Source organism: Enterococcus sp. DIV0167 (assembly GCF_050541555.1).
GTDB classification, from domain to species: domain Bacteria; phylum Bacillota; class Bacilli; order Lactobacillales; family Enterococcaceae; genus Enterococcus; species Enterococcus faecalis.
The window spans coordinates 415,161-442,103 of record NZ_CP172933.1; the positions used below are offsets into that span (position 1 = coordinate 415,161).

Consider the following 26,943-nt stretch of genomic DNA (forward strand, 5'->3'; position numbering starts at 1 on the left):
AATAAAGAGTTTAATGTGAAAAGTACCTGTATTTTTGCTCATTTTTGGATATAATAAAAGAAATGAATGGAGAGGAGTGGTCTATATGAAAAAAGCAGAACGTCAACGTTTGATTAAACAATTAATTATGCAACAAGAAATTGAAACACAAGATGAATTAATCACTCGTTTGGAAGAACTTGGCGTCCGAGCCACTCAAGCGACTGTTTCAAGAGATATCCGTGAAATGAGTATTGTTAAAACACATGGTGCAGATGGTCGTGTCAAATATGCAATTTTTTCTCAAGCACAAGGCACAAGCAGTGAAGAGAAATTACGAGAATCAGTAAAAGATTCAGTTGTTCGAATGGAGCGAGTACAATTTATTGTCATCTTGCATACAGAGATGGGAAATGCCGATGTGGTGAGTAACTTTTTAGATGAAGTAGCTTATCCAGAAGTGGCTGGTACAGTGGCTGGTGCGGATACGATTATTGTGATTACACGTTCAGAAGAGGATGCGGAACACTTTATCGAACGCATCGAAAATATGATTTTTTAAAATTGAAAGCATCAATAGAAGGGAGTTTTTTTCTTGGTAGAATTGAAAGCGCTACAAAATGGTTCGGATATTCGGGGAATTGCTTTGGATACGGAAGAGCAAACTGCAACATTAACCGCAACAGCAGTAGCCGAGATTGCGGTGGGCGTGGTTCGTTGGTTACAGGACAAAAAACAGCTGCCACGAAAGGCACAACAGCGCCTGACAATTGCAATCGGACATGATAGTCGTCTAACGGCGGAGCCGATTAAGCAAGCATTAGTAGATACGTTTCTTTCATTAGGTATTCAGGTGATTGACGTTGGTTTAGCTACGACGCCTGCTATGTTTATGGCTACTCAATTTCCAACGCTTCAATGTGATGCAGCGATTATGATTACAGCTAGCCATTTGCCTTATTACTTTAATGGCTTGAAGTTCTTCACAGCAGAAGGTGGAGCAGAGAAAGAAGATATTCGGTATATTTTATCTCATACTGATCCGCTGACGGCCAATGAAAATGGCACACTGATGAAGCAAGAGTTACTGCCAATTTATGCGGAGCATTTGGTGGAAAAAATCCGCCAAGGAATTCATTCGCCAGAAGAGAAACCTTTACAGGGCTTTCGAATTATCGTTGATGCGGGTAATGGGGCTGGGGGCTTCTTTGCGGAGCAGGTTCTTCAAGTTTTGGGCGCTGATACGACGGGATCACAGTTTTTAGAACCAGATGGGCATTTTCCTAATCATGTACCTAATCCAGATAATTCTGAAGCAATGAAAAGTATTCAAACAGCTGTTTTAGCTAATCAGGCAGATTTGGGCATTATTTTTGATACAGATGTAGATCGTTCGGCTGTGGTGGACCAATCAGGTGAGGTACTAAACCGAAATAATTTAATTGCTGTTTTAGCGGCAATTGTTTTAAAAGAAGCGCCTGGTAGTTATATTGTGACAAATTCGCCAACCTCAAGTCATTTAAAAACATTTATTGAAGAAAAAGGCGGCCAACAGATTCGTTATATTTCTGGTTACCGAAATGTCATTAATAAAATGATTGAATTGAATCATGGGGGCTTTCAGACACCGTTAGCCATTGAAACCAGTGGTCATGCAGCGTTTCAAGAAAACTACAATCTGGATGATGGTGCATATGTCGTGGCAAAAATTTTAATGTTGTTACCAGAATTGAAACAAAACAATCAAACGTTAGGTGATCTGATTGCTACATTGAAGCAACCGGCAGAAACCAACGAATTTCGCTTCAAAATTACTGCGGAGGATGTTACTTGTTATGGGCAACAAGTCTTGCGAGACTTTGAATTGTTTGTAGAAAATCAAGCAGACTTTGCTGTGGACCGTGAAAACCAAGAAGGTGTTCGGGGAAACGTGTCTGGTCAATATGGCAGTGGTTGGTTTTTGCTACGCTTAAGTCTGCATGAACCGTTGCTTGTTCTTCAGGTAGAGAATGACCAAAGCGATAAAAATGCGTGTGTCATCGAAAAAATTGCCACTTTTTTACAAAAATATGAGGAAATAGATAGTCAGCAAATAGAAAAATAATCTAGGAAATTAAAGGTGTTCTTATGGAAAATGTCTTAAAAGGAAAACACATTGGCTTTTCTCATTTTAGAGAAGAATATATCGAACATATTGCAAAACAGCAATGGGATAATGAATTGCTTCGGCATTTGAGCTGGGATGCTTTACATCCGTGGGGGCTTGAAGAATGGAAAGATTTCACGATTAATAAAGGAGAAGATGATCGATTTCTATTTGCTATTTTAGAAAATACGACAGAGAAATTTATTGGTTGGGTCTCGTTGTCTGATGTACAGTTGAAAAATAGAGGGGCCAATTTAGGGATTGCTATTTTACAAAAAGAGCAATGAGGTCAAGGATATGGCTTTGAGGCGGTGTCTTTAATTTGTAAATTTGCTTTTTATGAATTGGGCTTGCACAAAATCAGATTAGCTGTCAATAGTAACAATCAAAAAGCGATTCATGTTTATGAAAAAGTAGGCTTCAAAAAAGAAGGAATTGATAGAGAAGCGTTATTTCAAGATGGCCAATGGCTGGATATCTACAATTACGGAATTTTACAAAAAGAGTGGCTACAAATGATTAAGGCTGAGAGTTAGCTCAGGAACTGTTTAACACCAAGACACTGAGCAAACGCAGATATACCGTTCTCAGCAGTGAATGTGCGGTAAAATAAAAAAAACAGAAGAAATCGGCGGTTACCGTCCGATTTCTTCTGTTTTTTTTACCATAGGCCAGGCGCTGCAGTCACAACGATTTGTTTTTTTGTAAACGGATGGAGTAAATGAAGTTGTGAAGCATGGAGCATTAAACGAGCTGCCTGCGATTTTGGGTTGTATAACGGATCACCAATAATTGGATGCCCTTCGCTAGCTAAATGGACCCGAATTTGGTGCGTCCGACCTGTTTCTAAAACACAGGTAACTGCGGTTTGATTATTAGAAAGAGCTTTGACCACTTGGACATGTGTAATCGCTGAATCCCCTTTTTGAGGATCAATCCGTCGTTTCCGGCGATCATGCCGATCACGACCAATCGGCTGATTGATTGTCTGCTCTTTTTGGTTAAAGTGACCAGCTACAATCGCTTGATATTGGCGGTAAATTTGTTTTGTTTCTAATAAACGCCCTAAAATAGGTAAGACAAAAGGATTTTTAGCAAAGACAATCGCACCACTGGTTTCTTTATCTAATCGATGAACGACATAAGGGACCTGATTTTTCTCAGCTAAATAGGCAGCAACATGATTTAACAAGGTGTTTGTTTCCTGTGGCTGATTTGGATGGGTTTTAATGCCATAAGGTTTATTTACAATCATTAAATGTTCGTCTTCATATAAAACCTTCACACGCGTTGCGTCACCCAAATGAATAGTGGGACGCACATAATCGGTTTCTTCAAACGTTAAGGTGACACAATCGCCAGCTTGGACTGGAAAATGAAAAGCAGCTGTTTCTCCGTTGATTTTGACATTTTTTCGCGTGCGTAAAAAATGGCGCACTTTTCGAGGGACTAGCCACTCATTTTCTAATAGTTCTTTTACAGTCATTGTTGAAAAATTTTCAGGTAATCTCATTGAATATTCCACCAAATCCCACCTTTCACTGATTCGCTATTTAGTGTAACAAAGCTACTCAAAAGGTCAAGTCAGAACGGAAAAAAAGCTGAAATTTGTTAGAAAGGCAGTTCCTTGAGAGATTCTTAAACAAATTTACATAAAAAACGAAGAAAAGCATGATAGAATAGAGGCTAAATAAAGACTCGTTTCTAAGCGTAAGCAATTATTTACCTCTAGTGAAGGCCATATTTCCTTTGCTACAGCGAAAAGACCATTGAAATTGTTTTTCAAGAATTTTTCATGCTTTAGACCTAGGTCGTACCCACAAGAATATGGTAGACTTAGCCAAGAAACGTAAACAGAGGGAGTACTATGGATAATCTTAAACAATTTTTTAGTAAAGTCGGTGTCGGATTACGTCATTTTTGGACGTGGATAAAGCCTTATTTAATACAATTCCATCAAGCCAGAAAGCGGATTTGGAAAAAGTATCAAATCAATAAAATTTTCTTGTTAATTGGTTTGGTAGTCGCTTTAGGTGCCAGTATTTATTTATTTTACTTAGCCAAGTCCGCAAACGTTGAGACCCTAAAATCGGGGCTAAGTGAATCAACACGCGTTTATGATGAATCAGGAAAAGAAGTCGGAAAATTATTCGGACAAAAAGGGACTTTTGTGGAACTGGATAATATTTCTCCTTATATTCAAGATGCGGTTATTTCAACTGAAGATCGCGGGTTTTATCAACATAAAGGGTATTCCATTAAAGGGATTGCTCGTGCGGTTGTTGGAAAATTGACCTTCGGGAAAATCGGTGGCGGTGGTGGCGGAAGTACAATTACGCAACAATTAGCCAAAAATGCTTACTTAACGCAAGAGCAAACGTTAGATAGGAAAGCCAGAGAATTATTTTTAGCGATTGAAATCGAAAAGAAATATTCGAAAAAAGATATCTTAGCAATGTATTTAAATAATTCTTATTTTGGTAATGGTGTCTGGGGCGTGCAAGATGCAGCTCGTAAATATTTTGGCGTGGATGCGTCCCAAGTTACAGTGGGGGAAGCCGCAACGCTAGCGGGCATGTTAAAAGGGCCAGGAATCTATAACCCAATTGATTACATTGACAATGCCACAGCGCGACGGAATACCGTTTTACAACTTATGGTCGACAATAAAAAACTGTCTCAAGAAGAAGCCAATCAAGAAGCGAGTGTTAACTTAGCGAGTCTATTAAATGACACCTATGTTGGCGACGAAAATAGTTACAAATATCCATATTATTTTGATGCGGTAATTGATGAAGCGGTCAATCGTTATAAATTTAAAGAAGAAGATATTTTAAATAAAGGCTACAAGATTTACACTTCTTTAAATCAGGGGTATCAAGATGCGATGGATGCAACTTATAAAAATGATGCACTATTTCCACCCAATGCAGAAGATGGTGCCATGGTTCAAAGTGGCTCTGTAGCCATTGATCCGAAAACCGGCGGCGTGCAAGCACTGGTGGGCGGTCGAGGGGAACACGTTTATCGAGGCTTTAACTTTGCAACGCAAACAAAACGTTCACCAGGCTCGTCCTTAAAACCAATTTCTGTCTATACACCAGCTTTAGAGGCTGGCTATAAACCAGACTCTGTTTTAGAAGATAAACCACAAGATTATTATCCAGCGCAAAACTATAGCCGCACGTACAGTGGAGAAGTTCCTATGTACCAAGCCTTAGGAGAAAGCTTAAATTTACCAGCGGTATGGTTATTACATCAAATTGGTTTAGATAAAGGCTATGAAAAAACAGAGAAATTTGGCATTCCATTATCAGAAAAAGATCGGTACTATGGTTTAGCCCTTGGGGGATTACAAACGGGTGTTTCGCCACTAACTATGGCGGGAGCTTATAGTGCCTTTGCCAATGAAGGCTATAAAACTGAAACGCATTTAATTACAAAAATCGTCGACTCAACTGGCGCAATTGTAGTTGATAATACTAAAGTCAAGAAAGAACAAGTCATTACCAAAGATGTTGCAGACGGGATTACAAGTATGCTGCTAGGGGTCTTTAGTTCTGGAAGCGGGGTCAACGCACAACCAGCAGGCTACGTAATGGCTGGTAAAACAGGTACGACAGAAACCAACTTCGATAGTAGTAAAACGAACGATCAGTGGGTGATTGGTTATACACCAGAAGTTGTCATTGCTACTTGGCTAGGCTTCCAAGAAACCAGTAAAACCCATTATCTGGAAGGTAGTAGCGCCACATATGCTTCTCAGGTGTTCAACAGTCAAGCCAGTGGCATCTTGCCACAAGTCAAACAAGCACAATTTCCTGTCGCGGATGCTTATGCCACAGGTGGGAAAGTTGTTGATAGCAACGATAGTTTAACTGGTGGTGCCAATTCTAATTGGCGGGATAACTTAAAAGACTTTGGAAATTCTGTTCAAGACGGCGCTAGCAATTTCGGAGATACATTGAATGAAGTTGGGGGACAAATTAAAGACGGCGCGAAAAAAGTCAAAGACAAGATTGAAGGAATTTTCGGAGGCTTATTAGGAAATTAGTTGGGAAAACCTAAGAGAAATGGTACAATAAAGATGAAACTATTGAGAAAAGAGGGATTCCATTGAGTAACATTTATGATACAGCCAATCAGATTGAACGTGAACTACGTGAGTTAGACGAATTTAAAGCATTACAAGCAGCGTATGAAGAAGTAAAAGCAGACGAAGCAGCTTACACATTGTTTAAAGAATTCCAAGGATTCCAACAAGGACTTCAAGAAAAACAAATGCGCGGCGAAGAATTCACGGATGAAGATGCTGAAAAAGCACAAAGCATTGCAACGAAAGTGCAAGAAACAGCAGTTATCAACGAATTAATGCAAAAAGAACAAGCGTTTAGCTTAGTTGTCAATGATTTAAACCGAATTATCATGACTCCTGTGCGTGATATGTATAACGATTAATAATAAACCCCCAGATAAGCAAGTGCTTCTCTGGGGGTTTATTATTATTTAATTTTGTGAATAGCTAGCTACTCTTGGTAATTTTGAATCGATAATTCTATAAAGTTTGTTAGCCAGTTTCCAAAATTTAAAATGTAAGCATGAGGGCCAATTAAGGTAATTCTAACAAGGTTTCTAGGCAAAAGCTGATATTCAAAACTTTTGTTTTGCTGATTACTACCGTAAACAGAGTTGAAATGTTTTAGTATTTTATTTTTAACGAATTCAATATCACTTTCTGTGTTAAGTGAGAAAGTCAATGTTACAAGGCCTTCATTGTTTTGTGGAACATCTTTTACATAAGATTCGATAGCGGTGTTCTTTACAATGATATCATCTGATTTTCCTAAAAAATCATAAATATCTCGTTCTGAGAAACGCCATTGTCCACCAATTTTTGTTCCTTTTATTTTTCCTTCTTTCAAATAATTTCGAATGGTTCTTGTGGTCACATTTAATTCTTGGGCTAATTGTTCTACAGACAACATATTTAGAAGTCTCCTTTAAATATTTATAATTTTATTAGCGTATTGACTATTTTTTTTATCGTGAGAGGTAAAGATGAATATTTTATCTTTGACACATTCTAATAATGTTTCAAAGATTGCTTGACTGGATTCTTCATCAATATTACTGGTACTCTCGTCTAAAATATAAACATCGGCATCCGCTAAAATAAGTCTTGCGACTGCAATTCTTTGTTTTTCTCCACCAGATAAATTACTACCGTTTTCAGTTAAAACAGTTTCCCAGTCCTTAGTTTTCAAAATAGGATTAAGAATGCCTGTATTTAAAATAAGTTGTTTTTGTTCATAGGATAGAGGCGTTCCCATACCAATATTTTTTTCTAAAGTTTCTGTGAGTATTGTTGGTTCTTGTGCCAAATAGGCAATTTTGTTTCTCAAACTTTTATTATTTATTGCATTGATTGGTAAATCGTTAATCATAATTCCTGCTGATTCTCGAAACTTTAGTAATAGTTTTAATAAAGATGATTTACCACTTCCAGATTTTCCCGTTAAATAAACTCGATCCCCATTTTGTAGGTTTTCTTGGATCCTGTATTGAAATTGGTTGCCGTCTATCTCGAATGTTGGAAAAAATAACTGGATGCTTGCAATAGCATCTATATCTATGTCACCATCTCTTTCTATATTTTTGTCTAAACTATCTTTTATAAATGTATTTGCTGTTGTTAAAGTATTTAAATCGATAGTAACTTTAGATAATTCACTCAAAGAGGAAAAAAACAAAGGCAAAAGGATACTTAATATAATTAGACTGGAAATGGGCAAGTTATCTGCCGCAATTAACATACTTGTTCGAATATAAACAAAAGTTTGGAAACTTTGATTAATAAAAGCAACAATACTACTAGTGCTTTGAGCGAATTTATTAGTACTAGCTACGGATTGATACATTAAATTGATTTTTTCGTAGAGTAAATTTTCTAATATTTCAGCTGAAATACCGGCTTTAACAGCATCTTGATTTGATAACGTAGAAATTAAATTTTTGTTTGCAACAGCTGCATTTTTTTGCATGTTTTCCATTCGAACTTTTAATTTTTTATTTATATACTTAAATCCAAAATAGTTTAAAGGAATCAATAAAACCATGAATAAAACAATTTCAATAGAAAGATAACTGACCATAAGTAAAGATAAAAGGATAGTGAAAATTGATTTAATTGTCACACTGAAGCTAGATATCAAAAATAAATAAAGTGCATCCACAGCACTAAAAATACGATTAATCAAATAGGTTGGCTCAAGAGTAATGTAAGAGTCATACTTAAGGTGTATCATTTTATTAATTAGAGTAAATAAGTAATTGGAATTGAATCTTGCAGCAAAATTTTCTTTATAAACCATGATAACTAATTGTATTACTAAAGACAATAACATGGCTAAGAAAATATAGATCATTGCCTGTGAATTAAGGTTTTTTTTATTTGTTAGATATTGAATGATAATTGGTGCAATTAAAGAGGTTAATGTGGTGACTATAGCAGTCAAACTAACTAGAAAAACAAATTTTTTATTTTTTTTCATAATCTTTTCCATGATTTGCAACTCCCCTTTCGTACTTAAACACATTGTATATAATTTCATAATAGATATCAATATTTTCGCTTTTTTTCCTAAATTATATTGAATAAAGAGGAAAATATTTGACCTTATGAGGAAAAGCATGTATTATTTGAAATATATTTAAGGAGCTGATTATTTAGGAGAGGAGGAATTTTCTATGAAATTTAATAAACCAGAATTGAAAAAAATTGGCAAAACAATTCAATTAGGCTGTATGTGTGGAATCCTTGTAGGTACTGGAACTTAAAAAACAATTTTGAATAAAGAAATGTAACTTAATCAAATTTTTCATTTAATATTACGAAACGATAAATCTTAGCTCCTTAAATTTTCTATCTTTAATTAATAATGTACGCTTAAGTTTAAATGCTCTCAGGTATACAAAGAAGGGAAGGATAATTTTTGTTAAAATTTTATTTTTATAGAAACAAGGTTATAGTACATAATCCAATTATTAGTAGTTGGATTGGTATAGAAGAAAATGAACTTCCTATTCTCGAAAAATATCTAAAAACTAGAGATAGACATGATATCTCAAAAGACTTATTAAGAAAAATAGAATTGTATAGAATCTTTGATTTCACTGACTTGGAAGTAGAGGAGAATTTTCATAAATTAATAGAAAATTTCTCTATTCCACGCACGGTATATATTGTTGTAACCGAAGAATGTAATTTAAAATGTACCTATTGTTATGCTGAAGCAGGTCCAGGTAAAAAGCTACGTAGAGAATTAGATTACGAAGAGTATGATAAGATTTTTAAACAGTTAAAGGTAGCTGGAGTAAAAAAAATTGTTTTTACAGGTGGAGAAGTTGGTTTAAAAAAGAACTTCTATAAGATATTAGATAATGCATATAAAAAAGGATTTATCTGCAACTTAATATCCAATGGTAGAGTAGCCTATAACATCAAACAAGCTAAGTTTTTATCTGAACGTTGTTACAAAATTACAATCAGTTTAGACTCTTTAAATGAAAATAACAATGATGACAATAGAGGAAGAGGATGCTTTAAAGTTGCTACAAAGGCTTTAGAGAATCTAATAAAACTTAACTTTAAAAATTTAGCCATTAATCAAACAATTACTAAAAATAATATTGCTGACATTGATACAATGGTTACCTTTGCAAAATCTCATAAAATAAACTTAAATATTGGAACTTTTTGTAAATTGGGTAGAGGATTTGACGATATTTCTCTTACAAAAGATGAAAGAAAAGAGATTGATCGGATTGCGATGAAATACAAGAAAGCTTTAAATCCATTTACAATTAAAGTTCATTGTGGTCAAGGTATCGGAGAATTTTCAATTGATCCCATGGGAAATGTCTATACTTGTAAGTTATTGGATCAAAAAGATTTTTACTTAGGGAATGTTAGAGTCGAACCGCTAGACTATATTTTTAAGAATAAAAAAATTGATCACTTCTCTTATTCGTCCCTTGGTATGGAGCCGTGTAAAAATTGTTCATTCAAACTGCTTTGTGGAGGCTCGTGTAGAGCAAATCATTATTATTCAAAGTCAAAGGATGATTCTTCGAATGTAATCAATAATGAGGAATGCAAAATAATCAAAGGAATGATTTTGGAACAAATGTATCAATTTGTATATGGAGGTAAAGAGCATGCTTAGTATTAATGAAAAAATTAATTATGAAGACAAAGGAGAGTTTTTAGTTATATCATTAAATGAGGATGGCTTTATGCTTGAAGATAAAACTTCAATATTTATTTTTCATAGAATCGAAGCTAAAAAATTTAAGAATATTGATGAAGCTGTGTCTAGGTTATCTAAAGAATTTGATACAGATAATCAAAATATGTATATAGTAAGAGAACAAATTAAGGCATTTATAGAAGAGCTATTGAAATATGATGTGGTGGTGATGAGGCAATGAGGTTTGTTGCAGAAGGAGTATCTATGTTGCCAACATATAAAGAGGGAGATATTTTAGTAGCACAATGTAGTAACTTTGAAATAAGTACAGGTAAAATTGTTGTAATAAAAAGTCTATACAACAACTTTTTTGCACATAGAGTAGTCAGTATAGGAGAAGGTCTAGCCATATGTAAAGGAGATAATTTTAAATATTTTGATCCCCCTGTAAGAACTAATTCAATTGTAGGCGTGATAGAGGATCAGGCAGATGACAGCTATGTGAAAGAGAAGATAAAAATAAGAGCAATATATAGTAATGAAAAAATTAGTGACAATTTTAATATCTTGGTTCTTTCTAAAAATCTATTGAGAGAGATACATTTAGAAAATTTGGTGAACTTTGAGGTACCTGTTGATTCAGAAGAATTCTGTATTTATTATAGATATTTAAGCAATAATTTACCTAAAAACCAAAATGATTTTTTTAATAAATTTGATTCAATATTCAGTATTTGAACTTATAGAAAGGACTACTTTAGTACCTGTTTTTAGAGTAATCCTAAATTTGAAATCATTTATAAAAATTTTCACTTATTATTCTTACCAATTATAGCTATTTTACTTTTATAAATATAAGAAGAAACGGACAATCTAAATACTTGCTTTTTCGACAGAATCAGTTAACCTGATTCTTTTTTTATTGAAAAAACGAACAAATTTTCGTATGTTTTTACTGACCAAGCTGGCAGAAAATGATATGATAAAGGAAGGAGAAAAGGAGGGGAAACGATGAAACTATTGCATACAGCTGATTTACACATGGATCGGTCTTTTGAAGGGTTAACTGGGATCCCGACAGCCTTAGCGAAGCGCTTAAGAGAAGCTAATCAACAATTGTTAATGAATATCGTAACAGTTGCTATTCGAGAAGCGGTGGACTTGGTTATTTTTGCAGGAGATACGTTTCATCAAAGTCAGACCTCTATTTCAATGCAAGCCCAATTGATGGCTGCATTAGAACAGTTGAAACAAGCAGAAATCCCTGTGATTCTAACATTTGGGAATCATGATTACTATAAAAAAGACCGCTATTGGTTTTCTTTTCCAGACAATGTTTTTTTATTTGAAAAAGAAATAGTTGAGACACTGTATTTTGAAACGAAAGCGGGCGAACAAGTGGCTGTTTCAGGGTTTAGTTATGAGCATCCCTGGATTGATGAAAATAAAGCACTAGAATTTCCTATCAAACAAGCAGAATCTGACATTCATATTGGGATTTATCATGGAGACACCAGTCGGAAAGCGCAACAAAATTATGCTCCGTTTACATGGAAGGATTTAAAAGCCACTGGCTATAATTATTGGGCATTGGGCCACATTCATCAGCCGCAAATTGTTAGTGAACAACCGCTAATTGTTTATCCTGGAACACCTCAAGGACACACGAAAAAAGAACAGTCTTTACAAGGTGTTGCAGTGGTCACACTTTCCCAAAATCAAGCGACTGTTCAATTTGAAAAAGTCGCAGAAATAGATTGGACGAATGAAGAAGTATCTCTGGCGCAATGCCGTGACACCCAAAGCGTTTTGTCTTATCTTGAAACCAGTTTGCTGACGAAGTGGCATGCGCATCAGCAACAGCAATTGATGGCGTTGACACTGAAAGAAACGCAACATTTGGATGTGACCGTGGTGCAAGCCATTGTCAATGGTGAACTATTAAGCTACTTACAGCAGCAGCTTTTACAAAAAACGCAAGGTGATTTTTTTGTTTATCGCCTAATATTGCAAGCAGAGGAACCAACGAAAGAACCAATCTATTTAGCCGCTAGTCCCAACTTATTAACGGCATTAGAAAAAACATACTTAGATCCAGTTATTTTTGAAGATACCACCAAGGAATTGTTACGTTATCCAGAATTTGCTGGAATTTTTTCAATGGATGAGCAGTGGCGATTAGAGAGCTTGCGCCTAGCACATGAGCAAATTAATAAAGACTTTACTATTCAGGAGGACCCACTATGAAATTACTCGCAGTAGAGATTGTGGGCTTTGGAAAATGGCAACAACAGAAAATTACATTTGAATCTGGTAATCAATTGCTGTACGGCGCAAATGAAGTTGGCAAGTCCACATTGTATCAATTCATTCAAGCAATGCTGTTTGGGTTTCCCACAAAGGGCAAAAGAAAACGCGATTACGCACCTAAAAATGGTGGCTCGTATGGTGGTCGTTTGTGGTTGGCACATCCTGTGTTTGGGGAAGTTCAAGTCGAGCGTTTTAAAGAAAAAAATAAAGGGCAAGCAATCATTTATTATCAACAACAAATGGGGGATGAAAAAACCTTACAGCAAATGTTACATCCGCTAACGAAAAAGTTATTTCAAGAGGTTTTTACTTTCCAACAAGAACAATTAATTACGAGTGACAAGTTGACAGAAGAGGAACTGCAAACATCCTTGTTAGCCATTGGTGTTTCTGGTAGTCAACAACTTTTGACTTACCGAAATGCGTACTTTAAAGAAGCACAAAAAATCTTTAAAGGCAAAGGGCAGCAGCCATTACTCAATCAGAAGTTGGCGGCTTATCAAGAACTAAAAGAGCAAATTCAAGAGAAAGAAGCGCAGCAACAAACTTTTCAACAATTAGAAGAAACGATTCGCGAAACAGAACAACAGCGAGTGACACTGCAACAGCAATTAAAAGAAACGCAACAGGACTTGTTACAGGTTGCGGAACAGCAACGTCACTTTCCCTTGTACGAAGAATGGCAGTCGCTACCTGAAGAAACAGAGAACGTTGTTTTAGTAAAAGAAGACCAAGTTCAATTAGAAGAAACCTTTCAAGAATATATGTACCTAGACAAAGAACGACAACGTTTGACCAAAGAGTTATCTCTTCAGTCAGAAGCGCTCGATGTTCCAGAAGGCTATGCTTTTTACCTAGAACAAGAAGCATTGATTCAACAATTGTTGAATCAACGCTATAATATGCAACAATTGATGACGGAATCGGAATGGATGACCCAAACCTTTGATCAAAATCGTCAAGAAATGGTCCTTTTAGAGAACGAATGGTCATGGTCGCCTGAACGACCACCACAGCTTTTTTATGACAACGAAACCGTTCAAAAGTGGCGCCAACAACAAGTTGCGTATACGCAAGCTCTTCAAAAAGGACAAGAACAGAAAGCATTCTTGGCTTCTCAAATTGAAAATCTGGAAGACCAGTTAACGGATTTTGAAAAAGCGCATGCCGCATTTTTTGGTGAAGCGACGCGTGCCCAAAAAGCGCAGAAAACAAGTCAACCACTTTGGTTATTGCTAGGAAGTATCCTTGCATTACTCGGTTTCTTTTTGCCAAGCCCTTTAAAATGGGGCCTAGTTCTCGTGGGAGTTAGTCTTATCGCAAAAGAAGTGCTTAGCTACGCCACTAGAAAAGAAGCGTCCTCAGATGAAGTGAAAGAAGAATGGCAGACGAAACTTTCGCAACTAGATTATTTAAATGAACAGTTCCAACAAGCGTTGAATCAAGAACGTGAGGCACAACTGCAAGTGGAACAACTTGAACAAGCAGTAGCGGAGCAAGCCCAACTTCATCAATTAGGAAAAATGAATCAAATTGATACTTTAATGAATCAGCGGGAATTGATTACGCGCTATTTATTGCTTGTTCAAACAAATGAAGAACTCATGAGTCAATTGAAGGAAAATCAACAAAAACGCCAAGTATTTGAAGAACAAATCTTCCCATTGATGACGCATTTACCCTTGCAAGGAAAGAGCCTTTCCGAAAAGTTACACTTTTTAGAAGGATTTGCTGAAGAAATGGAGAAAGTTCGCTTTGCTCAAGAGTATCAAGCAGATGGCTATCTCAAACAGCAGTTACGAGAGTTGAAAACTAAACAGCAAGAAGCGTTAACACGAATTCAGCCTTTACTAATTCGTTATCGGATTCTATCAATCACTGATGTTCCAAGTAGAATTCAACAGCTGACCACTCAGCAAGCTCAAGTTGGTCGTGGGCAAGAATTAGCGACACAATTAGGCAATCTGTTTCCAGAAGCGGTAACAGAGGCAACGTTAAAAGACCGTTCTTTACAACTGGCGCAGCAACAAGCACTGGAAGAAAGCAAGTTAGATAAAATACAAGAACAGTATCAAGCGCTGATTTATGAAAAACAACAATTAATGACGGATGGTACCTTAGATGAGTTGTATCAACGCCAAGCAATTTTAAAAGCGGAAATCAAAGAACTAGCTCAACGTTGGTCTGGGTATCAACTGGCGGGGCAACTGTTAATGGACCTATTAACAGAGCTTTCGGAACAACAATTGCCCAGCTTATTACAGTATGCATCAAGCTACTTTGCACTTTTAACAAATCAGCGTTATCAATCAATCCAAGTAGCCGAAGGTCAACTAGTTGCGGTGACGAAAGAACAAGAAATGTTTTATTTACATGAATTATCAACTGGCACTAAAGATCAATTGATGATGGCTGTTCGTTTTGCCTTTTTAGCAGTCCAAGGCGAGCAACTGATTTGTCCAATTATCATTGATGATGGCTGGTTACACTATGATCATCAAAGAAAAGCCCAATTAGCTGAATTATTTACTAAGTTTGGTCAAAAACAGCAAGTCATTTGTTTTTCTTCTGACCAAGAAATGGTAAGCTATTATCAGGACTTACAACAAAGAGTAATTGCGTTAGAAGGAGGAAGCGTCAAGTGAAAAAATTACGTGAATTAACAGTAGAAGAACTTTTTGAATCATTTGTTCTAATTAAAAATGCCGATGTACGTGTAGCTAAAAATGGGAAAAAGTTTATTGCCTTTACCTTTCAAGACACATCTGGCACGATTGACGGAAAATATTGGGACGCCTCTGAGGATGAAATTACACGATTTACTGCGGGAAACGTTGTTTTACTGAATGGGAAACGAGAAGTTTATCAAAATAAACCCCAAGTAAAAATTTTACACATGCGTTTAGCGACAGCAGAGGAACCAAGCCAGCCAAGTTTATATATGGAACGAGCGCCTTTGAAAAAAGAAGAGATGGTTGAGGAAATCAATCAAGTGATTTTTGAAATTACCAATGCTCATTGGAATCGTATTGTGCGCTATCTCATGACGAAATACCAACAAGAATTTTATGAATTTCCTGCAGCCAAACGGAACCATCATGCTTTTGCGAATGGCTTAGCTTACCATACTGTCTCAATGTTGCGCCTAGGCAAAGCAATTGCTAAGGAATATCCTGAAATTAACACGTCACTATTATATGCGGGGATTATTTTACATGACTTAGGAAAAGTTTTAGAGTTATCTGGCGCTATTACGACAGAATATACGGTGGCAGGGAACTTAATTGGTCATTTAGTTTTGGTGGATGAGGAAATTACCAAGGCGTGTTTCGCTTTGAAAATTGATGATCGAGAAGAAGACGTTGTCGTTCTTCGGCACATGGTCTTAGCCCACCATGGACTGTTGGAATATGGCTCACCTGTGCGACCAAGAATTATGGAAGCGGAAATCTTACATCAAATTGATACCATGGATGCGTCCATTCAAATGATGCTAGGGGCCATTCGTCAAACACAGCCTGGGGAGTATACGGAACGAATCTTTGGTTTAGATAACCGCAGTTTCTATGTTCCAAAAGATAAATAAAAAAAGGGAGTGGTCAATCGACCACTCTCTTTTTTATGCTTATTTAGAAGAAGATTCTGTTGTTTTGCTTGAAGAATCTGTTGCTTTTTCAGAGTCGCTTGTTTTGGTATCGCTTGTTTTAGAATCACTTGATTTTGATTCTTTTTTCTCTGAAGAAGCGCTTGAAGATTCAGTTTGCATGTAGCCTGCTAAAGCGTTCTTGAAGGCATCATCTTTAATTTTCACATTGGCCGCTTTTAATTCGTCACTAATGACTTTCGAAACAAATGTTTGATCGGCTAATTTTGTTTCTTCAGCAATTTTCTTGATCTCTTTTTCATAAGGTTTCATGTCATTGCCTTTTGCTTTGTTTTTCGTCATTTTCACTACATAGTAGGTTGTTTGGTAGGTTTGCATATTTGTTGCAGCAATTGGTTCTGACACTTCGCCATCTTTTAATTTGAAGGCAGCTTCTTTAACTTCGGCAGGAACAGTTGTTGCTTGTGAATCAAATTTAATTTTACCGCCATCTTTTTTCGTAGCAGCATCTGTTGATTTTTCTTTAGCAATTTTTGTGAAATCGCCGCCGTCAGTGATTTCTTTCTTGACAGCTTTGGCATCATCTTCTGAAGCAACTTGGATAATTTGTGCTTCTACTTCTGGATGGAAACTTGCCCAAGCTGTTTTTAAGTCTTCATCTGTAATTTTTAAGTGGGCTTTTAGACCTGCATCATAGGCTGCTCTTTGTTTTAACTGTTTCTTGAATGTTTTTTCAGTTAAACCAGCTTGTTTTAATGCATCAGAGAACTTTCCGCCTTGTGCTTCTACTTGTTCTTTGGCTTCGTCAAAGTTTTTTTGAATATCTTTGTCAGTTACTTTGTCGCCATATTTTTCTTCAAAGACTTTATAAATAACCATTTGGCTAAACGCTTGTTGGCTAGTGCTTTGTTCTTTAATTTGGTTATAAAAATCATCAACAGTAATTGTTGAACCTTTCATTGTTGCGATATCTTTTGAACCGCTTGAACACGCTGCTAAACTAAAAACGGCCATTGCGCCCGCTGCAGCTAAGATTAGTTTTTTCTTCATTCTCTTATGCACTCCTGTTTTTTTTAGTTTTATTTCTGTTATAACTATACCATACCTCATTTTGAAAAAGAAAGAGTCTCAGGCATAGTTTCAAACAAAATTCGTATTTACGTCACACTTTTTATTTTTTTAATAACAAAAGAAATAATTAACATCAAAGACTTTACTTTTGCTTGTTAGTTTGTGTGTCAGGTAATTCAGCCGTGATTTTAGCAATTTGTTCTTTAATTTGAGCAATCCGAGGTTCCGCTTGGAATTTGAAATCAGTGATTTCTTGTTGCAGGTCTTTTGAAAATTCAGTTGCCAGTGGAACGTTTTCTTCGACAACTACCAAATTTCGTTGCACCTGATCCCAGTCATTCGTGACTTGATTTTTCAGTGAACGATAGTCCTCTAGCTCATTGATTAAATGTTGGCGTGTTTCTTTCCCGCTTCTTGGAGCAGCCAACAAGCCGCCAATGGTACCGGCAGCTGCGCCAAAAAAGAGACCTTTAATAAATTTTTTCATTTAGTTCACCTGCTTTGCAATGGTCTCAGCAATTTCTTGCATCGCTTCGGCGGAATAGTCCTCTTGATGGTTGCCAAAATGAATAGAGAAATCATCTTCTTTTGAATAACGGGGAATCAAATGAACGTGGGAATGGAAAACGGATTGATAAGCCACTTCCTTATTGTTATTTAAAATGTTTAATCCTTCCATTTCTGGAAAAGCTTTTTCTAATGCTCGTGCTACTTTAGGAATACGAGCAAAGACGTCACTTGCTAAAACGTCATTATATTCAAAAATATCAGCAACGTGTTGTTTTGGAATCATTAAGGTATGTCCTTTGGTCACTTGTGTGATGTCTAAAAACGCGTAGACTTTCTCGTCTTCATAGACTTTATAACTTGGGATTTCGCCGTTGATAATTTTACAAAAAATACAATCATTCATGAAAAATTCCTCTTTTCTCTAGGTTCTTTCCTTTACTTTACCACAAGTTGATTTCTCTGTGGATGAAAAAGTACGTGAGTTCGCTAAAAAGTTCGTTTCATTTCGTGTATAATAAGAGAAAGAAAAAAATCCATTTAATTAAGGGAGTAATTTTTGAATTCTTGGTTCGCTTAGGGTTTAATAATGGTAGAGAGAAAAGGTTGGAGGCAAAAGAAATGAGCTTAACAATTGAACATTTAACAGGAGGTTACGGCCATATTCCTGTCTTAAAAGATATTAATTTTGACGTCAAGTCTGGTGAAATGGTTGGTTTAATCGGCTTGAATGGTGCGGGGAAAAGTACCACCATCAAAAATATTATTGGGTTACTTACGCCGCAAAAAGGCAAAATTATGATTGACGGGGAAACATTGCAACAAGCCCCTGAAGAATATCGTAAAAAAATCGGGTATATTCCGGAAACACCTTCTTTATATGAAGAATTAACATTGAAAGAGCATATCGAAGTAACGGCCTTGGCTTATGATATTCCATTAGAAGAAGCATTCAAACGAGCAGAACCATTACTAAAAACGTTCCGTTTAGACAATAAATTGGAATGGTTTCCTGCTAATTTTTCAAAAGGCATGAAACAAAAAGTCATGGTACTTTGTGCATTCTTAATTGAACCGAGTTTATATATTATTGATGAACCTTTTCTAGGCTTAGATCCTTTAGCAATTCATGCTTTATTAGAATTAATGGATACGATGCGTAAGCAAGGGGCAGCGATTTTAATGTCCACGCATATTTTAGCAACAGCTGAAAAATATTGTGATCGTTTTGTGGTACTACACGAAGGGAAATTACGGGCAAACGGTACAATGGCTGAATTACGTGCAGAATTTAATTTACCAGAGTCTTCTTTAGATGATATTTATCTTGCCTTGACGAAGGAAGAAAAGGTGGGGTAACATGGGCGAATTTTTTAGTCAACGTTTGTCACGGCATTTCAAAAAAATGTCCAAGTACTTGCGCTATATTTTAAATGATCATTTTGTTTTAGTCTGTATGTTTTTATTAGGCGGATTAGGTCTGTACTATTCCCAGTTGTTAAAAGAATTACCTCGTGATTTTGTTTGGGGCAGACCGTTAATTCTATTGGGCTGGCTGCTACTCATTCAAGTTGGTAAGTTGGCTACTTTGACAGAAGAGCCAGACAAGGTTTTTTTATTACCAAAAGAAAAACAATTCGCTGCTTATCTGAAACGGGCGCTGCGCTACTCTTTAATTTTACCGATTGTGGTCAGCTTTCTAGGAAGTGGCCTATTGATGCCGTTGATTGTAGTCACAACAGGTTGGTCGTTTCAAACCTTCTTTTTATTTTTGGTCATGCTAGTTTGTATGATTTATACACATCTTAGTTTACAAAGCTATGGGCTCTATCATCTTTCGTCAACCACTTACCGTAGTTGGTGGTTCGTTTGGTTGATCAGTAGTCTCTTGATTATGACGGGAGCCATTTACTGGACGCCTTGGGTTGGTGTGATTGGTGGTATCATTCTGGCCGTTTGTTTATCGAGTATTTGGCAAAATAAGATGAAAAAGAGTTTCTTGGATTGGGAAAAAATGATCCAAAAAGAACAAAACAGAATGCATAGAATTTATAAATTCATTCAGCTGTTTACAGATATTCCTGAAGTGAGTAGTACAGTAAAACGTCGTAAATACTTAGATCCTCTCCTCGGAGTAGTCAAAAAAACATCTGAGAACACGTATGCTTACTTATTCATTCGGAGCTTTTTACGAGGTAGCGAATATAGCGGCTTATTGTTTCGTTTGATTTTGGTTGGTGGCGTGCTACTCTTCTTTTTACAAGAATTCTGGATTGCGTTGGTAGTTGCTTTATTGTTTGTTTATTTAATCGGGTTCCAGTTGATTCCCATGTACACGCAATTTGATTATATGGTGATGACACAGCTATATCCAATTTCAATAGAAAAAAAACAAGCAGCAATTCGCCGGTTAATTGGCGGCGCATTGTCTGTTGCGGCCATTATTTTTGGTGGGATTGTCTGCCTTCGTTTAGGCAGTTTGCAAAATAGCTTGCTCATTCTGGGTGCCTTAATTGTAGAAGTTGTGATTTTCACTAAAATGTATGTTCCAATGCGCTTGAATAAGTTATAAAGATGAGAAAACCCAGCAAAATTTACAAAAGAACCACATAGAAGCTTGACGAAGCAAGGTTTGGCGACTAAAATGGTAATTGCTGTAAAAATTGCAATAAAATTGTGTTGAGATAGGAGATAATTTCCATGGAATTTCAGTTGGATAAAGACTGGCGTCTGCAGCCGATAAAGGGCGCAACTGGTCAAACATACATGGGAATAAAAGAAACAGAGAAAGTGTTCATTAAACGAAACACTTCTCCACTTCTTGCAGCATTGTCTAAAGAAGGGTTAGCCCCGAAGATGATTTGGACAAAGCGGACAGCGAATGGCGACGTACTAACAGCCCAAGAATGGCTGGAAGGACGTTTATTACATGCGGACGAAATTGGCAAACGCAATGACGTGATTGACGTGTTATACCAATTGCATCATTCCAATTTGCTGAAAGACATGTTGAAAAAAATTGGTGGCGAAGTTTGTACCCCGCTAACAATGTTGAAAGAGTATAAGCGTCAACTACCTAAAGAATTAAAACGAAACAGTTATTTAAAAGAAGTAATCACTTATTTATATAATCATTTACCAGAATATCCAGAGACTAGTTATGTAGCTGTCCACGGCGATGTGAATCATCGGAATTGGTTAGTCTCGAATAATTATCTCTATTTAGTAGATTGGGATTCTGTGATGGTCGCGGACCCAGCGGTAGATTTAGGAATGATTTTGAGTCATTATGTGCCTCGTTCCGGTTGGAATCAATGGTTACTATCTTATGGTTTAATCCCAAATGAAAGTACAGTTCAACGAATTTATTGGTATGGTTTATTTAGCTTTTTACAAGAGATTGTTCGTCATCACCAAGAAGGCGAAAGAAGAGCAATGACTGCAGAAATTTTACAATTAAAACGAATGTTTAGTAGTTAAACTAATTCATTTAACATCCACACAGGCTGGCGAATTTCACCAGTCTGTTTTTAAAAGAAAGGAATTTTAAATATGCGTGTAAGAAATAGACCCGGAGCAGCAGAATATATGGCAAAATATCCACAATATGTGGTAGAAGGTCCTGAAAAATGGCAAGGGAAATGGCAAGAACGTTTTGGCAATAATCATCCCATCCACATTGAAATTGGTTCAGGTAAAGGTCGTTTTATTTATGAAATGGCTAAAGCACATCCTGAAATTAATTATATTGGTATCGATATGCAATTAAGTATTTTATCGATTGCATTAGATAAGCTAGTGGCCGATCCGTTACCTAATCTACAGTTATTGCGAGTAGACGGCGAAGCATTAACAGAATATTTTGCTGAAAATGAAGTAGATTTAATCTATTTAAATTTTTCAGATCCTTGGCCAAAGAAAAAACATGAAAAACGTCGTTTAACGTATAAAAACTTTTTAGCAACAGATGAAATTATTTTAAAACCAAATGGAGAAATTCATTTTAAAACGGATAATCAAGGGCTCTTCGAATACTCATTAAGTAGCTTTTCTAAATATGGCATGATTATTGAACGTGTATGGCTAGATTTGCATAATAGCGAGTTTGAAGGCAACATTATGACAGAATACGAAGAAAAATTTTCTAGTCGTGGTCAACGAATTTATCGAGTAGAAGCACGTTTTGTTGCAAAATAAAAACAAGCATTCCTTTATTTTAAGTGAAGGAATGCTTGTTTTTTATTATTTAAGAAAGCCTAAGTTGTCGTTCTTAAAGCATAGGCGTCCAATAAAATTCTGGCCAGAATGGATAATGGTAACCGTGAACGCACTTCATAATCGGGGAAAAAGGAGCCTTCTGATTTGAAGCCTACGAACGGAATTTCAATGTATTTCATTAAACTAGAGTGTTTGCTTGCAGTTAAAAGGATAGTCCCAATTTCTGAGTCGTAACAGTTTTTACCAGCGACAACTAATTCTTGGGTTTCTCCGTTTAAAGAAACAAAAAGAGCCACATCTTTTTTTGATAACTTTTTACTAATATTTTTAATAATTTCTGGGTCCGTATGCAGTTCACAGTATTTGCCAGCCAATTGAAACTTAACCATCATTTCCTGAGCAATTAATTCTGAAAAACCTCTAGCAAAGATAATAATCCGTCGAGAAGCTTTGATTTTTTGGATTGCATCTTCTATATTACCAATTTCAATCATGTTAATCGTGCGAGTTACTTCTTCTTCATTCTTTAAAATGGCCGTCCGAATTCCTCGGTCTACTTTTTCTAATGCTGAAAAATTTATATTTTGGTTTTCTTTATCTTTCAAGTGATGCTTGAAGGATGTGAAACCTTCATAGCCTTTCTTTTTCATGGTTCTTACAATCGTCGCAGTTGATACGTTGGCTCGTTCGCTTAATTTTACAATGGAATAATCAGGGATTTCTAAAATATGTGTTTCGATAAAATGCCAGAGATATTGCTCTGACTCACTCAATTTTTGTTCCATAATGGCCAGCCCTTCTTTCTTTCGCTAAAAAACATTTATAAGCCTATTTTTAATGAAAAAAAATAAAAAAGCTAGAGAAATTATGAAATTGTAAATGTTTTCTATACTTTTGCGAAAGAATGAAAACCTTTACATGGTATTTTGAGACATAATAAAGAGGAGAAAGGAGGAACTACAGTGACTATTTATACATGTACATTAAATTTAGCCATTGATTTATTTATCGAAACAGAAGTGCTAGTTCCTTTTGTCGTGAATCGCACGAAGGAAGATGATATTCAAGCAAACGGGAAAGGAGTCAATGTTTCCCTAATTTTAAAGATGTTAGGGATTGATAATACCGCTTTGGGAGTCAAAGCTGGTTTCACTGGGAACTATGTCGAGGATTATTTAAAAGAAAAAGAGATAACCACTGATTTTATCGAAGTCGCTGGCACAACGAGAATTAATGTGTTTACAAAAGTTACCCAAGATCAAAAGGAATACAAATTAGTCAATAAGGGACCAAAATTATCTGAAGAACATGTACAACGTTTTTTGAAAAAAATTTCAGAGTTACGTAAAGGGGATTATTTGTGCGTATCAGGAAGTTTACCACAAGGGGTTTCGCCAAGTATTTTGATTGAAATTAGCCGAATTTGTTTTGAAAAGCAGGTGTTCTTAATTTTAGACAGTAGTTATGAAGAAATTTTAGATTGTTTGCCTTATCAACCATTTTTATTGAAACCAAATGAAGAAGAACTTCAAGAGTGGTTTCATACAGAAGTGCAGACTAAGGACGATTACATTTTTTATGGACAAGAATTACTGAAGCGGGGAGCCAAAAATATTTTACTTTCTTTAGGTAGTGAAGGGGCTTTATTTATGAACAATGAAAAGGTTCTTTCAGGTAATTCACCAACTGGAATGGTTGTAAATACAGCTTGTTCAGGGGATGCAATGTTAGGTACCTTTTTAGCTGGCTGGCATCAAGGACTTTCATTGGAAAAAAATTTAAAAAGAAGTATTGCAGCAGGTAGTTCAACAGCATTTCGCAAAGGATTGACAGATTTTTCAGATGTTCAGGAGTTAGAGCAACAAATAAAGATTCAAGAGGAGGAATAAACAGATGGCTACGTATCAATTAATAGCTGCTACAGGTTGTCCGACGGGAATAGCGCACACGTATATGGCACAGGAGGCATTGGAACAAGCTGCAAAACGTAAAGGTATTACGATTAAGGTTGAAACACATGGTCAGATTGGCATAGAAAACGAGTTAACACCTGCAGAAATCCAAGGAGCGGAGGCAGTCATTATTGCCGCCGACAAAGACGTTCAAGCAGAACGTTTTGCTGGGAAACGAATCATTGATGTCCCTGTCAGTGTGGGGATTAAAGAAGCAGATCGCTTAATTGAAGAAGCACTCGCAGGCAAAGGATCGATTGCAGCCGAAAACCAAGCAGTGGACGAACTTGAACAGGAGACACAAATTTCTTCAGGAAATGTTGGACATAGTATTTATAAAAACTTAATGAATGGCGTCTCTCACATGTTGCCGTTTGTAGTAGCAGGCGGCGTTTTAATTGCTCTTTCTTTTGCTATTTGGGGCATTTATTCATTTGATCCAGAAAGTAGTCAGTATAATGCTACCGCTGCTATGTTAAAAAGTATTGGTGATGCCTCAATGGGCATGATGGTGCCAATCTTATCTGCGTATATCGCAGAGGGGATTGCCAAACGACCTGGTTTGGTTGTGGGCTTTGTCGGTGGTTTGATTGCTAACACTGGTGGTACTGGCTTTTTAGGAGGGATATTATCTGGTTTCCTTGCTGGGTATTTCATTCTTTTATTACAAAGAGTATTTAAAGGTTTGCCTAAATCATTAGATGGTTTAAAAGCAATTTTCCTTTATCCAGTCATTGGCGTTGCAGTTATTGGTATCACTATGTCTTTACTAGCAGATCCGATGAAAGCTGTTAACGAAGGAATGATGAGCTTTTTAGCTAGTTTCCAAAACTCCAGTCCGTTGGTTTTAGGAATTATTGTGGGTTGTATGTGTGCCTTTGATATGGGAGGTCCAGTTAATAAAGCGGCCTATGTTACTGGGACGGCACTCTTAGCTCAAGGAAATACTTCTTTTATGGCAGGAGTTTCTGCTGCTTGCATAGCGCCACCTTTAATTACAGGCTTTGCTACATTATTCTTTGGAAAATACTTTGACACAAATGAACGCAATGCGGGGCTAGTGAACTTTATTTTAGGCTCCACACATATTACAGAAGGCGCTATTCCGTTTGCGGCAAAAGACCCATTAAAGGTTTTACCAATTATGATGCTCGGATCTTCAATTGCGGCAGTCCTAACGTATATGTTTGGGGTACAAGTGCCAGCACCTCATGGAGGATTTCTTGTTTTACCAGTTGTTACTCACGCTGTTCAATGGGTTCTGGCAATTTTAGCTGGTTCATTGGTAGGCGGTTTATTGCTAGGTTTTGTACAAAAAAGTAGAATCGCCAAACAAGAGCAATCGTTATCAAAAAAATGAAATAACAGGAATTAGGAGTGGATGGAATGGCTTTTATTAAAGAAAATCATATTTTTTTAAATCAACAGTTACAAACGCAAGAGGATGTTTTTCACTTTTTAGCAAAAAAATCAACAGAATTGGAAGTTGCTCAGGACGCACAGGAAGTTTTCGATAAACTGAACGAGCGAGAACAAGAAGGAACAACGGGGATGATGAATGGATTTGCGATACCTCATGCAAAAGCAGCAACGATTCAACAAGCGGCCATTATCATCGTTACCTTGGACCAAGGTGTTGAGTGGCAGAGCCTTGACAACCAATTAACGGAGTTTGTGATTGCGCTGTTTATTCCAGATGCCGAAGCTGGCACGACACATTTGAAATTACTCTCTTCCGTTGCGCGCCTCCTATTAAGAGAAGAAGTTACTTCTGGACTGAAACAAGCAAGTTCGCCAGCTGAAATTGCTACGTTACTAAATAATCAATTAAGTGAGGGAACAGAATGAAAAAAATTAGTGAACAAAAACGTAAACATTTAGAAAATCTGGTAGATGATCAAGGGATTATTGGCGCACTAGCCATTGATCAACGTGGGGCCTTAAAACGCATGATGGGAAAATACAAAGAGGTGACTGCGCAAGAAATCAGTGACTTTAAAGTATTAGTATCTCGTTGCTTAACACCAGAGACTTCAGCAATTTTGTTGGATCCAGAATATGGCCTAGCTGCTGCTGAAAATCGAGCACAGACTTCAGGTTTGTTACTTGCGTATGAAAAAACGGGCTACGATGCTTCGACACCAGGACGGTTACCCGATAGTCTTGATGTTTGGTCGGTTAAGCGTTTAAAAGAAGCGGGCGCAGACGCGTGTAAATTTTTACTTTATTACGATGTTGACGAAAGTGAAGCAATCAATGAACGAAAGAAAGCTTATATAGAACGGATTGGTTCAGAGTGTTTAGCCGAAGAAATTCCATTCTTTTTAGAAATTGTCTCTTATGATGCAAACAATTCGGATAGTGCTTCAAAAGAATACGCTAAAGTAAAACCGCACAAAGTAATTGAAGCGATGAAAGAATTTTCAAAGGATCGCTATAATGTTGATGTTTTAAAAGTAGAAGTCCCTGTGAATATGAATTTTGTAGAAGGTTTTGGCACTGAAAGTCTTTATAGCCAAGATGAAGCGCAGGCTTTTTTCAACATGCAAAGTGAAGCAACACAACTTCCATTTATTTTCTTGAGTGCAGGGGTTAGTGCTACGATGTTTCAGGAAACATTGAAATTTGCAAAAAAAGCAGGTTCCTCGTTTAATGGAGTCTTATGTGGTCGCGCAACTTGGGCAGACGGCGTGCTTCCATTTGTTCAACAAGGTGCTGAAGCAGCCGTTGCGTGGCTTGAAACAACTGGTAAAACAAATGTTGACGAATTAAATCAGGTTTTAAGAGAGAGCGCAGTATCAGTCTTTGAAAAAATCCAGTAATTAAGCTGAAAATACTTACTGAATTTGAACTAATTGGTCATCTGAATTAAATTTTTTCAGAAATCGTCTTCTTTAAGTGAACTCA

At 36.5% G+C, this 26,943-nt stretch carries 25 protein-coding genes and 1 pseudogene; 19 read left to right on the top strand and 7 right to left on the bottom strand.

Going from position 1 to position 26,943, the window contains the following annotated elements; translation table 11 throughout:
* The first annotated feature begins 85 nt into the window (after positions 1–85).
* The 3 genes and pseudogenes from argR (at position 86) to IGM09_RS02100 (ending at position 2,661) form a co-directional block, all read left to right on the top strand.
* Positions 86–541, top strand: coding sequence for an arginine repressor (gene argR / locus IGM09_RS02090; RefSeq protein WP_002355509.1), 456 nt, complete (start codon positions 86–88; stop codon positions 539–541).
* A gap of 33 nt (positions 542–574) precedes the next feature.
* The gene (locus tag IGM09_RS02095) at positions 575–2,083 is read left to right on the top strand and encodes a phosphoglucomutase (protein ID WP_002398142.1); all 1,509 of its coding nucleotides are present in this window, start codon (positions 575–577) and stop codon (positions 2,081–2,083) included.
* A gap of 23 nt (positions 2,084–2,106) precedes the next feature.
* Positions 2,107–2,661 (top strand): annotated as a pseudogene (locus tag IGM09_RS02100) (GNAT family N-acetyltransferase).
* A 125-nt stretch (positions 2,662–2,786) separates the two neighbouring features.
* On the opposite strand, the gene IGM09_RS02105 reads toward IGM09_RS02100, so the two are convergent.
* Positions 2,787–3,650 carry an RluA family pseudouridine synthase gene (locus tag IGM09_RS02105; RefSeq protein WP_033624821.1) on the bottom strand — a complete coding sequence of 288 codons (864 nt, stop codon included), beginning with the start codon at positions 3,648–3,650 and terminating at the stop codon, positions 2,787–2,789.
* Between the two features lie 342 nt (positions 3,651–3,992).
* Between IGM09_RS02105 and IGM09_RS02110 the strand changes: the two genes are divergently transcribed.
* Positions 3,993–6,179 carry a PBP1A family penicillin-binding protein gene (locus tag IGM09_RS02110; RefSeq protein WP_002366159.1) on the top strand — a complete coding sequence of 729 codons (2,187 nt, stop codon included), beginning with the start codon at positions 3,993–3,995 and terminating at the stop codon, positions 6,177–6,179.
* Between the two features lie 62 nt (positions 6,180–6,241).
* Positions 6,242–6,583, top strand: a complete 342-nt coding sequence (locus IGM09_RS02115) for a YlbF family regulator (protein ID WP_002355518.1) — start codon at positions 6,242–6,244, stop codon at positions 6,581–6,583.
* 68 nt (positions 6,584–6,651) lie between these two features.
* On the opposite strand, the gene IGM09_RS02120 is transcribed toward IGM09_RS02115, so the two are convergent.
* Together IGM09_RS02120 and IGM09_RS02125 are read right to left on the bottom strand one after the other, a co-directional pair.
* A complete protein-coding gene (locus tag IGM09_RS02120) occupies positions 6,652–7,110 on the bottom strand; it encodes a helix-turn-helix domain-containing protein (RefSeq protein ID WP_002368000.1) in 459 nt (152 codons plus the stop codon).
* A 15-nt stretch (positions 7,111–7,125) separates the two neighbouring features.
* Positions 7,126–8,688, bottom strand: coding sequence for an ATP-binding cassette domain-containing protein (locus IGM09_RS02125; RefSeq protein WP_010713899.1), 1,563 nt, complete (start codon positions 8,686–8,688; stop codon positions 7,126–7,128).
* A 429-nt stretch (positions 8,689–9,117) separates the two neighbouring features.
* On the opposite strand from IGM09_RS02125, the gene IGM09_RS02130 reads away from it, so the two are divergent.
* The 6 genes from IGM09_RS02130 (at position 9,118) to IGM09_RS02155 (ending at position 16,270) form a co-directional block, all read left to right on the top strand.
* Positions 9,118–10,350, top strand: coding sequence for a radical SAM/SPASM domain-containing protein (locus tag IGM09_RS02130; protein ID WP_010713897.1), 1,233 nt, complete (start codon positions 9,118–9,120; stop codon positions 10,348–10,350).
* Positions 10,343–10,615 carry a hypothetical protein gene (locus IGM09_RS02135; RefSeq protein ID WP_002368006.1) on the top strand — a complete coding sequence of 91 codons (273 nt, stop codon included), beginning with the start codon at positions 10,343–10,345 and terminating at the stop codon, positions 10,613–10,615. Before IGM09_RS02130 ends, IGM09_RS02135 begins: the two co-directional genes overlap by 8 nt.
* Positions 10,612–11,112 carry a S24/S26 family peptidase gene (locus IGM09_RS02140; protein WP_002419975.1) on the top strand — a complete coding sequence of 167 codons (501 nt, stop codon included), beginning with the start codon at positions 10,612–10,614 and terminating at the stop codon, positions 11,110–11,112. Before IGM09_RS02135 ends, IGM09_RS02140 begins: the two co-directional genes overlap by 4 nt.
* 273 nt (positions 11,113–11,385) lie before the next feature.
* Complete coding sequence (locus IGM09_RS02145; protein ID WP_010713895.1) at positions 11,386–12,621, top strand: DNA repair exonuclease; 1,236 nt, start codon at positions 11,386–11,388, stop codon at positions 12,619–12,621.
* Positions 12,618–15,329 (top strand): ATP-binding protein, encoded by a 2,712-nt coding sequence (locus IGM09_RS02150; RefSeq protein WP_010713894.1) that lies wholly within the window; start codon positions 12,618–12,620, stop codon positions 15,327–15,329. The genes IGM09_RS02145 and IGM09_RS02150 overlap by 4 nt, the downstream gene beginning before the upstream one ends.
* Positions 15,326–16,270, top strand: a complete 945-nt coding sequence (locus tag IGM09_RS02155; RefSeq protein ID WP_033624824.1) for a 3'-5' exoribonuclease YhaM family protein — start codon at positions 15,326–15,328, stop codon at positions 16,268–16,270. The genes IGM09_RS02150 and IGM09_RS02155 overlap by 4 nt, the downstream gene beginning before the upstream one ends.
* A gap of 39 nt (positions 16,271–16,309) precedes the next feature.
* Here the strand turns inward: IGM09_RS02155 and IGM09_RS02160 are convergent, their stop codons facing one another.
* The 3 genes from IGM09_RS02160 to IGM09_RS02170 all read right to left on the bottom strand — a co-directional run bounded on the left by IGM09_RS02160 (position 16,310) and on the right by IGM09_RS02170 (position 18,272).
* On the bottom strand, positions 16,310–17,338 hold the full coding sequence (locus tag IGM09_RS02160) for a peptidylprolyl isomerase (protein ID WP_002355524.1): 1,029 nt from the start codon (positions 17,336–17,338) through the stop codon (positions 16,310–16,312).
* Between the two features lie 163 nt (positions 17,339–17,501).
* Entirely contained in the window at positions 17,502–17,846 is a 345-nt protein-coding gene (locus IGM09_RS02165) for a YtxH domain-containing protein (protein ID WP_010713892.1), read from the bottom strand.
* Positions 17,847–18,272: an HIT family protein gene (locus IGM09_RS02170; RefSeq protein WP_002355527.1), complete on the bottom strand. Its 426-nt coding sequence runs from the start codon at positions 18,270–18,272 to the stop codon at positions 17,847–17,849.
* Positions 18,273–18,487: 215 nt separating this feature from the next.
* Between IGM09_RS02170 and IGM09_RS02175 the strand changes: the two genes are divergently transcribed.
* The 4 genes from IGM09_RS02175 to trmB all read left to right on the top strand — a co-directional run bounded on the left by IGM09_RS02175 (position 18,488) and on the right by trmB (position 22,063).
* Entirely contained in the window at positions 18,488–19,225 is a 738-nt protein-coding gene (locus IGM09_RS02175; RefSeq protein WP_002363160.1) for an ABC transporter ATP-binding protein, read from the top strand.
* A 1-nt stretch (position 19,226) separates the two neighbouring features.
* Positions 19,227–20,438 carry an ABC transporter permease gene (locus IGM09_RS02180; protein ID WP_033624825.1) on the top strand — a complete coding sequence of 404 codons (1,212 nt, stop codon included), beginning with the start codon at positions 19,227–19,229 and terminating at the stop codon, positions 20,436–20,438.
* A 128-nt stretch (positions 20,439–20,566) separates the two neighbouring features.
* Positions 20,567–21,346 carry a phosphotransferase family protein gene (locus tag IGM09_RS02185; protein ID WP_002355531.1) on the top strand — a complete coding sequence of 260 codons (780 nt, stop codon included), beginning with the start codon at positions 20,567–20,569 and terminating at the stop codon, positions 21,344–21,346.
* Positions 21,347–21,418: 72 nt separating this feature from the next.
* Positions 21,419–22,063, top strand: coding sequence for a tRNA (guanosine(46)-N7)-methyltransferase TrmB (gene trmB / locus IGM09_RS02190; RefSeq protein WP_002371476.1), 645 nt, complete (start codon positions 21,419–21,421; stop codon positions 22,061–22,063).
* Between the two features lie 59 nt (positions 22,064–22,122).
* Here the strand turns inward: trmB and IGM09_RS02195 are convergent, their stop codons facing one another.
* Positions 22,123–22,869 carry a MurR/RpiR family transcriptional regulator gene (locus IGM09_RS02195; protein WP_002363162.1) on the bottom strand — a complete coding sequence of 249 codons (747 nt, stop codon included), beginning with the start codon at positions 22,867–22,869 and terminating at the stop codon, positions 22,123–22,125.
* A gap of 177 nt (positions 22,870–23,046) precedes the next feature.
* Between IGM09_RS02195 and pfkB the strand changes: the two genes are divergently transcribed.
* Genes pfkB through lacD form a run of 4 tightly spaced genes read left to right on the top strand, consistent with a single transcriptional unit; the run spans position 23,047 to position 26,858 of the window.
* Positions 23,047–23,973, top strand: a complete 927-nt coding sequence (gene pfkB / locus IGM09_RS02200) for a 1-phosphofructokinase (RefSeq protein WP_025193921.1) — start codon at positions 23,047–23,049, stop codon at positions 23,971–23,973.
* 4 nt (positions 23,974–23,977) lie between these two features.
* Positions 23,978–25,396, top strand: coding sequence for a PTS fructose transporter subunit IIC (locus tag IGM09_RS02205; protein ID WP_002355535.1), 1,419 nt, complete (start codon positions 23,978–23,980; stop codon positions 25,394–25,396).
* A 26-nt stretch (positions 25,397–25,422) separates the two neighbouring features.
* Entirely contained in the window at positions 25,423–25,884 is a 462-nt protein-coding gene (locus tag IGM09_RS02210; RefSeq protein WP_010713890.1) for a fructose PTS transporter subunit IIA, read from the top strand.
* Positions 25,881–26,858, top strand: coding sequence for a tagatose-bisphosphate aldolase (lacD, locus tag IGM09_RS02215; protein ID WP_002375930.1), 978 nt, complete (start codon positions 25,881–25,883; stop codon positions 26,856–26,858). Before IGM09_RS02210 ends, lacD begins: the two co-directional genes overlap by 4 nt.
* Positions 26,859–26,943 lie beyond the last annotated feature (85 nt).